This window comes from Nostoc sp. NMS9 (assembly GCF_017114995.1).
In the GTDB taxonomy this organism is placed as follows: domain Bacteria; phylum Cyanobacteriota; class Cyanobacteriia; order Cyanobacteriales; family Nostocaceae; genus Nostoc.
In genome coordinates, this window is record NZ_JABXKL010000030.1 from 93066 (window position 1) to 99789 (window position 6724).

8 protein-coding genes and 1 tRNA gene are annotated in these 6724 nt (G+C 43.6%); 3 read left to right on the forward strand and 6 right to left on the reverse strand.

What is annotated here, in order from left to right; translation table 11 throughout:
• Nucleotides 1-143: 143 nt before the first annotated feature.
• Complete coding sequence (gene rfbD, locus HWQ40_RS10690; protein ID WP_292777483.1) at nucleotides 144-1049, forward strand: dTDP-4-dehydrorhamnose reductase; 906 nt, start codon at nucleotides 144-146, stop codon at nucleotides 1047-1049.
• 98 nt (nucleotides 1050-1147) lie between these two features.
• On the opposite strand, the gene HWQ40_RS10695 is transcribed toward rfbD, so the two are convergent.
• A complete protein-coding gene (locus HWQ40_RS10695) occupies nucleotides 1148-1888 on the reverse strand; it encodes a 2-phosphosulfolactate phosphatase family protein (RefSeq protein ID WP_292777485.1) in 741 nt (246 codons plus the stop codon).
• Between the two features lie 460 nt (nucleotides 1889-2348).
• Between HWQ40_RS10695 and HWQ40_RS10700 the strand changes: the two genes are divergently transcribed.
• A complete protein-coding gene (locus tag HWQ40_RS10700; RefSeq protein ID WP_292777487.1) occupies nucleotides 2349-2768 on the forward strand; it encodes a BlaI/MecI/CopY family transcriptional regulator in 420 nt (139 codons plus the stop codon).
• Nucleotides 2768-3607 (forward strand): M56 family metallopeptidase, encoded by an 840-nt coding sequence (locus HWQ40_RS10705; RefSeq protein ID WP_292777539.1) that lies wholly within the window; start codon nucleotides 2768-2770, stop codon nucleotides 3605-3607. The genes HWQ40_RS10700 and HWQ40_RS10705 overlap by 1 nt, the downstream gene beginning before the upstream one ends.
• A 309-nt stretch (nucleotides 3608-3916) precedes the next feature.
• On the opposite strand, the gene HWQ40_RS10710 is transcribed toward HWQ40_RS10705, so the two are convergent.
• The 5 genes from HWQ40_RS10710 to HWQ40_RS10730 form a co-directional block, all read right to left on the reverse strand.
• Entirely contained in the window at nucleotides 3917-4135 is a 219-nt protein-coding gene (locus HWQ40_RS10710; protein ID WP_292777489.1) for a hypothetical protein, read from the reverse strand.
• 92 nt (nucleotides 4136-4227) lie between these two features.
• Nucleotides 4228-4299 (reverse strand) — tRNA-Asn (locus HWQ40_RS10715).
• Nucleotides 4300-4443: 144 nt separating this feature from the next.
• On the reverse strand, nucleotides 4444-4995 hold the full coding sequence (locus HWQ40_RS10720) for an NYN domain-containing protein (RefSeq protein WP_289798693.1): 552 nt from the start codon (nucleotides 4993-4995) through the stop codon (nucleotides 4444-4446).
• Between the two features lie 281 nt (nucleotides 4996-5276).
• Entirely contained in the window at nucleotides 5277-5954 is a 678-nt protein-coding gene (locus HWQ40_RS10725) for an ABC transporter ATP-binding protein (RefSeq protein ID WP_104906077.1), read from the reverse strand.
• A gap of 13 nt (nucleotides 5955-5967) precedes the next feature.
• Nucleotides 5968-6240: a hypothetical protein gene (locus HWQ40_RS10730; RefSeq protein WP_012410874.1), complete on the reverse strand. Its 273-nt coding sequence runs from the start codon at nucleotides 6238-6240 to the stop codon at nucleotides 5968-5970.
• Nucleotides 6241-6724: the final 484 nt, after the last annotated feature.

Sequence of the window (6724 nt, forward strand, 5' to 3'; positions counted from 1 at the left end):
TTGGTACATACCCCGTCTCTTGTGATACCCTAAGCTTACTTTTATGGTGGGCGGAAAAACTCTGTCTTTCATCGGATTAATTCAAACCACGTTAAAGAGTGAGCGTGGCTTCTCTTGGACAAATGACAAATGACAAATGACAAATGACTAAATCAATTTTGCTGATTGGTAGCAACGGTCAAGTGGGTAAGGAACTACAACAAATACTCTCATCTTATGGCGATATTATCTCAGTAGCACGCCCAACAGTAGACCTTGCTCAACCTGATACCCTCCGCCAAGTTATCAGATCCAAGCAGCCGCAAATCATCATTAATGCCGCCGCTTATACTGCTGTAGATAAAGCCGAAAGTGAACCCGAACTTGCTACCGCTATTAATGCTACTGCACCCCTAATTCTTGCCCAAGAAAGCCAAAAATTAGGAGCTTTTCTAATTCATATTTCAACTGATTACGTTTTTGATGGCAATGGCTGTAGCCCTTACCAAGAAACCTACACAACTAATCCCTTGAGTGTTTATGGTAAAACCAAACTCGCTGGAGAAGAAGCAATTCGGGAAACTTGCGCCCATCATCTCATTCTCCGCACTGCTTGGGTTTATGGAACTTTTGGCAAAAGTAACTTTGTCAAAACCATGCTGCGACTAGGTGCAGAACGCCAAGAACTCCGTGTTGTCGCCGATCAAATTGGTAGCCCGACTTGGGCGCAAGATATAGGGGCAGTTATAGCCCAGATGATTCCTCAGTTAACCCCAGAAATTAGCGGCATTTATCACTACACTAATAGCGGCGTTGCTAGCTGGTATGACTTTGCCGTTGCTATTTTTGAACAAGCACAACAACTAGGCTTCCCTTTGAAAGTTGAACGTATTATCCCCATTACAACTGCCGAATATCCGACACCAGCCCGTCGCCCTGCTTATTCCGTCCTTGCTTGTGGAAAAATTTCTGCAATTTTAGGGACTTATCCTTCCCATTGGCGACAAAGACTTGGGCAAATGCTCACAGATTTGAAAATTGGGCATAGGGCATTGGGCATAGGGCATTGAAAAGAGGCAGAGAGGCAGAAGGCAGAAGTTCTTTAATTTTGAATTTTGAATTTTGAATTTTGAATTGATTTCTCCCTCATCTCCCCATTCCCCATTCCCTATTTCTTTTGACTTTTCAATACTCCCGTTTCATGTTGTATTGGCAAGACATCTAAAATATCAGTTTGGGAACAATATTTTAAATCATCTAGACAGTCAAGACGCAACAATCGTTGGCCATGACTAGCTTGGTGAAGTAATCCTAATAAGTTATCTTGCCATTGAGAGTAAAGAGCGATCGCACTAATTACTTCATCATTCCCAGCGAGTTCTTCTGGTGACAACTGGGTTTGCTGCAAAATACTATGAGCGATCGCACCTGCACAAACTGTATCCTCTAAAGAAAAACTGCCTTCCCAACCGGAACCGACAATCCACACTGTCTCTGGTTGCAACTCTTGGAGAAATCGCACCACCGCCGCCCGGTTAATCAAGGCTGCTGCTAATAGATTTGGGGAGTCTTGTACCCGTTGTAAGGCACGAGTACCATTTGTGGTGCTGATAAACAAACGCCGCCCTTGGACTAATTCTGGTGTGCAGTCGAGGGGAGAGTTACCCAACTCAAAACCAGCTACTTTCGCGCCACCGCGTTCTCCAGCCCGCAGACGTTTTTCAGCAGGCCATTTTTCGCTAACTTCAATTAACTGATCTAAATCGCTGAATACTTGTACAGCTTCGCCTCCAGCTGCCAAAACTGTCGCAATTGTGCTAGTGGCTCGCAAGACATCAACTGCGATCGCACATTCTGGCGCTTTACCCGTTGGAGTCAATTCAGGAGTGTGGTATACGAATAGCTTCACGCGCTGGATACACCTAGTTTAATAATACTGTCGCAAATAACATTCTACCTAGTTGGTGTCACTAACTATAGTTACAATTGCTCAAGGAAAGTTTTTTACCATAAAAATACAACATGTATCTCATTCAATAGTATAGATGGGAGTGGGGAGCAGGGAGCAGGGGGGCAGAGGAGCAGAGGAGCAGAGGAGAATAATCAATACCCAATATCCAATATCCAATACCCGATGCCCAATTTTCAATCCCTAATAAATATTCAAAAAGCCCATTTTTATGATTTTAGACTTTCAGACTTGCTGCACTATCTTGTAATCTAAAACAAGAACAGACCTTCTAAATGGGGAAAAAGTTACAGTTTCAAGGTTACAGCCCAAAGGGACAAATATTCATTCATTCCCTACTCCCCAGTACAGACGCGATTAATCGCGTCTCTCCCACTCCCCACTCCCCATTGAAATTGCTATGGCACCTTTACCCGAATACCGCCCTAAACAACTATCTTTAGGCCCGTTGGAAGCGGAAATTTTAAATATCATTTGGGAACTTGGTTCAGCCACAGTCAAGGATGTACACGATCGCATCCTCGCCGATCCCAACCGCGAATTAGCGTATACTTCTGTCACCACCGTTTTACGTCGCCTCACTGATAAAGGTTGGCTGGCCTGCGACAAAAAGGAGCGAGCATTCTATTGGCGGCCAATGCTGAGTAAGCAGCAATCAGATGTCATCAAAGCTCATGAGCAGTTACAGCGATTTCTGGCGGTGGGAAATCCCGATGTTATTGCTGCCTTTGCCGATAGTCTAGATGAAGCAGCTAGTGAGCAAATAGCAGCGATCGCTAAACGTATTCAATCTGCACGCCAAGCCAGGGAGGAACAATGATGCATCTAATAATGATTTTGAATGCTTTGGCAGTCGCCTGGTGGTTAAGATCCTCATGGAATCAACGCCAAGGTAATTGGAGTTTACGGTGGCAGCGATCGCTATTTTTGTTTCTCTTCCCGCCTTTGCTAATTTTCATGACTGCGATCGCTGTGCTGTTCATGGGGCCTCAAGGACAAATGGGCGGGATGTATACAGGCTCAATTAGCTATTTCCTAGCATTAATTTATTTAGCATTTTTTGCCATTTCATGCATTAAACTTGCTTTCCAAGGTTGGCAGTCTGTAGAATCTGCCCGTAACTGCCCTTTAGTGAATGTTGGCGATAGACGAGCCAGACTGCTGCAAACCGGGGCGCTGTTCGCAGGTCAAATCGGTTTTTGGCAACCAGAACTAGTGGTTAGCCAAGGATTAGTGCAAACTCTCTCACCGGCTCATCTAGAAAGCGTCTTAGCCCATGAGCAAGGGCATCACTATTACAGGGATACGTTCTGGTTTTTCTGGCTGGGTTGGGTGCGTTCCTGTACTGCATGGTTGCCGAATACAGAGGCTTTGTGGGAAGAACTGTTAGCTTTGCGCGAACTCCGTGCCGACGGTTATGCAGCATTGCAGGTAGACCCTCTAGTGTTAGCGGAATCACTTTTATTAGTGGTTAGTAGCAGCCCAGTCTTATCGGAAATTTGCTGTGCTGCATTAGGTTCTTCTGGTGCAGATCGCTTAGAACAAAGAGTAGAAGCTTTATTAGCACCACCAGAAGCAACCCCAGAAGCTCAATTGCAATCCTGGCATGGCTTTCTGTTGGCGTTCCTGCCTCTACTGACTGTAATATTTCATAGTTAAGTTGAATTTAGCAAGCTATTACAGCACTAAATCGTGATGTTTTTAACGAGAATTATGATGTTTGTAACAAAATCGTGGTGTTTGTAACAAAAATCATCTTGTTTGTAACAAAAATCATCTTGTTTGTAACGAAAATCGTAGTGTTTGTAACGAAAATCGTGGCGTTGGTAATGAAAACGTGGTGTTTGTAACGAAAATCGTAGTGTTTGTAACAAAAATCCTGACGTTGGTAATGAAAACGTAGTGTTTGTAACGAAAATTGCGATAATAACAAATTAACAAGCGGTAATTACGAATTACGAATTACGCTTATTCTTCTTCTAGCAACTGTTCTATATATTTTTGTACTAAAGGCACTTGAAAAGCATTCCCTTCTTGAGTCAAAATCTCTTTTCGCGTTAGTTTGCGGATAACGCCTTTGTCTTGCTGCGTGGGAGTTTCCCCGTGGATTATCCGGCGCAGGAGAGAGCGATCGCAAACATTGTTGAAATTCCAGCACTTGTTTAAGACAAGCACCAAAAGACCCATGATTCAGAAACCTCACAGCCGAGTCAAGCGACCATACATAAATCTCTGATGGATAATCTAGAATCCAAAGTTTAAAATCTAAAATTGCTAAACTCCCCAGGCTGGATTCGAACCAGCGACCAATCGATTAACAGTCGATCGCTCTACCACTGAGCTACTGAGGATCACTCACGATTTATAATCTTAGGGCTAAAAATAGGATTTGGCAAGTACTTTCGCCAATATTTTTTTTAGAAACTTAATTTATAGAATTTTTGCAGTCAAAATCAATCAGCAACTTAAGCAGAGACTCATTAGATACTAAATATCTACTGTAATCCCATTCGTAATTCAGCCAAACGCTGCCGAGCCTTAGCGTCAATAGCATTAGCTAAAAACCTACTCTTAGATTGTTTGCGCGTATGATACTTTTGTCGCATCCGACAAACAGTGGTTTCCACTTCCCCACAGAGTTGTTGTGCCGACAACCATTCAGCCCCATACCCCTGTATCATCAACTGCTGTGCCCGATCTGATGTAGCAACAATCACACGAGAAATCAAAGATTGGGCTATTTGATGGCGAAAAGAAGCGCAGGATTTTTCAATATAAGTATCTGCTGTTTGTCCAAAATCAGTGTAATAAACAGATAAAAGCTCAGTAATAATTTCTTTATTACTAGAGGTATTCTGATATTGGGCATCAAAAACTATCTGAGTTGTGTAACCTTGAAACGCACTATAACCAGTCATCGCTTCCACAAGTTCGCCCCGTGCTGCCTCTAATCCAACGCTATCACGCGTTTTTTTAAGGCAAGGCCAAGCGCCTATGATATTGTAGCCGTCCACTAACAAAACGGCTTGGAGTAAGGAACGGGGCATGGTTTTTAATCACAATTTTCTAGAGTTAACAAAATTCATTCATAAGTTTTATAATAATTGATGCATAGTCTGTAACACTATGCTACACAGAATAAAAAATACGGCAGCCTCACAAAACTCAAACCTCAGATAGACGCACCAACTTAAAACGCGCCTTTGTTTAAAAGGCGCGTTACAGTTCTTTTTTAGTAGTATTCAGGCGTGCTGAATCCAATGAATTTTATTTATTTACTCAGCACGGGCTAAACCTTAGCTATCCGCTAACAGCACTCAGCACTTAATTAAGAGGCTTCGCTATGTACCTCCATCAGACGTTGTTTGAGACGTTGAGCTTCACCACTATCAACCAAAGAGCCTTTTTCTAGCAAAAAAGCGCCGTCACAGTAATTTAACTCATCTAATCGATGTGTCACCCACAGGGCTGTAATACCTCGACTTTTGACAAGGCGGCGGACACCAGCAACTAAATCCAACTGGCTATCTGGATCTAGTAAAGCAGTGGGTTCATCTAATAATAGAACTTCACAGCGACGGGCGATCGCACCGGCGATCGCGACTCGCTGTTTCTGTCCCCCAGAGAGTGCATAAATAGGGCGTCGTTGGAGGGTAAGTAAATTCACCGCCCCTAGTGCCTCTTCAACCCTGGCTCTAGTAGCAGCAGGTGGCAACTTTTCTTCGACCAATCCAAAAGCCACATCAGCACCAACAGTTGGCATCACCAGTTGATGATCCGGATTTTGGAAGACAAAGCCAACGGGGTGCAAAATCCGAATTTCGCCAGATGCAGGAGCTAATAACCCCGCCAGTAATCTCAGTAACGTAGATTTGCCGCTGCCATTTGTACCCAAGAGCATCCAAAACTCACCCTTGGGTACTTCTAAAGAGCAAGATTTGATCACTTTCTCTCCATTAGGCCAACTGAAATTTAAATCTTTGACCTCAATGCCCACTTGAGCCATTTGTCAACCTTGGTTACTCAGCAGCTACAGCGAAAAAGCCAGGTGGTCTGCCACCACCAGGGGTTGTACCATCTTTCTGAACAATCTGCACCCCAGAAATTTCGCTAGCGCGGACAGCAATTTTTTTCTCTGTCTTGCCTTCGCACTTGAGTTCTACAATATCAGGGTTCCCAGAACGGATTGCTGCCAAAATTAGCTGATAGACAGCCTCAGCATCCTCTGCTGACTTACGTTGTACTGAGATAGGGAAAGCAGTGTTTCTGATGCTTAAATCGATGGTAAACATTTAGCAATAATCAAATTTAACTGTGGACTCATTTTAGCGTCAGCTGACTGATTCTAGGGAAATGAGGCTTGGGCATGGGGAATGGGGGAGGCAGTGCGGTCTTCTCCCAAGGGGAGACGCCAAGGGCGATGGGGTTTCCCCTTGGGAGCAACTGCCGTCATTGGGCATTAGTTATTTCTTCCACTGCTCCTCTGCCTCTGTGCTCCCCTGCTCCTCATTCCCTACTCCCCATTTATCACATCATCTGAATCAAAATTAATTTTTATTACAAAACCCCTAGAAAAATTAACGATTTACACCTAATATGATTAAAGGTGTGTAAAAAATTGTAAACTTGGTTAACAACCCAGTTAACTTTCTGCTTATGGAAGGCTTTGATATAGCCAGTCTATAATACAGATACAACCTGTACTTATAAACATTTGGAGATTTGCTCTAATGACCATCGCAGTTGGACGCGCCCCCAGTAGAGGGTGGTTTGACG

Coding starts and splice junctions, on each gene's coding strand:
- rfbD (WP_292777483.1), top strand. CDS start 144: ATGACTAAATCAATTTTGCTGATTGGTAGCAACGGTCAAGTGGGTAAG.
- HWQ40_RS10700 (WP_292777487.1), top strand. CDS start 2,349: ATGGCACCTTTACCCGAATACCGCCCTAAACAACTATCTTTAGGCCCG.
- HWQ40_RS10705 (WP_292777539.1), top strand. CDS start 2,768: ATGCATCTAATAATGATTTTGAATGCTTTGGCAGTCGCCTGGTGGTTA.
- HWQ40_RS10710 (WP_292777489.1), bottom strand. CDS start 4,135: ATGGGTCTTTTGGTGCTTGTCTTAAACAAGTGCTGGAATTTCAACAAT.
- HWQ40_RS10720 (WP_289798693.1), bottom strand. CDS start 4,995: ATGCCCCGTTCCTTACTCCAAGCCGTTTTGTTAGTGGACGGCTACAAT.
- HWQ40_RS10725 (WP_104906077.1), bottom strand. CDS start 5,954: ATGGCTCAAGTGGGCATTGAGGTCAAAGATTTAAATTTCAGTTGGCCT.
- HWQ40_RS10730 (WP_012410874.1), bottom strand. CDS start 6,240: ATGTTTACCATCGATTTAAGCATCAGAAACACTGCTTTCCCTATCTCA.